This is a genomic window from Vibrio sp. Y176 (genome assembly GCF_033438945.1).
This window is the reverse complement of sequence record NZ_JAWOQS010000481.1, coordinates 1-726: the sequence shown is the minus strand read 5'-3', so window position 1 is coordinate 726 and position 726 is coordinate 1. Positions and strand designations below refer to the sequence as shown.

The following is a 726-nucleotide window of genomic DNA, read 5'->3' as shown; positions in this document are numbered from 1 at the left end:
AATTGCTGCACGGTAACGAGCGATTCGAGAAGCTGTTGCAGCTGAGCAATAACAACGAATAACGGAACCTACAACATGAGCAGCCACTTTAATCTTGAAGATGCCAGCCAAGTATTAGTGGGCGCTTTTGCCCTTGCTGTGCCTATCTCTTTTTCGGAAGAAGCATGGCGATTGGGTGAAAGCTTACCTATGATAAACCTGCTCATGTTGTTAAGCCTTTCTGTGATTTTTCTCAGCTTTTTCGCTTATCAAAGCGTATTTCAAAGCCACATTAGAAAGCGCATTCCCATCTTTGTATTTCGCGTTGTAATCGCCTATTCCATCGCCGCTATCGTGGTAGCTTTGGTGCTATTTTGTCTCGACAAGTTGCCGCTCTTTACAGACCCGATCGTTGCGATAAAACGGATCATCGTCATCACAATGCCAGCGTCGATGGGCGCGATTGTGGTGGACAGTTTCGACAAAGAATAACGCTTACGCCTCTTCTTCTAAGGTCAAATTAGAACCTGAGTGATCTTTGCCTAACACATCTTCTGGGTTTCGCAGTGCGCAGGTTTCTAACGACAAACATCCGCAGCCAATGCATCCACCCAAATCGTTTTGTAAGGCTTTGAGTTTTTGAATCTTTTGTTCTAACTGTTCATGCCAATGGCTCGCCATGACTTCCCATTGCTCTTTGTTTGGAGCTTGATGTTTCGGCAGCTCATCTAGCGCATGTTTGATTTC

Annotated in this window: 2 protein-coding genes; one reads left to right on the top strand and one right to left on the bottom strand. The window is 45.2% G+C overall.

All coding sequences use genetic code 11. The annotated features are described in order from the left end of the window. Window positions 1-75: 75 nt before the first annotated feature. Window positions 76-471: a DUF2391 family protein gene (locus R7O13_RS26840; protein ID WP_005498065.1), complete on the top strand. Its 396-nt coding sequence runs from the start codon at window positions 76-78 to the stop codon at window positions 469-471. A gap of 3 nt (window positions 472-474) precedes the next feature. Here the strand turns inward: R7O13_RS26840 and R7O13_RS26835 are convergent. Further along, on the bottom strand, window positions 475-726 hold a 252-nt coding region (locus R7O13_RS26835; protein ID WP_318305203.1), incomplete at its 5' end, for a MerR family DNA-binding protein.

What these genes read in the sequence shown, in the direction of transcription:
- R7O13_RS26840 (WP_005498065.1), top strand. Translation starts at nt 76, where the DNA reads ATGAGCAGCCACTTTAATCTTGAAGATGCCAGCCAAGTATTAGTGGGC.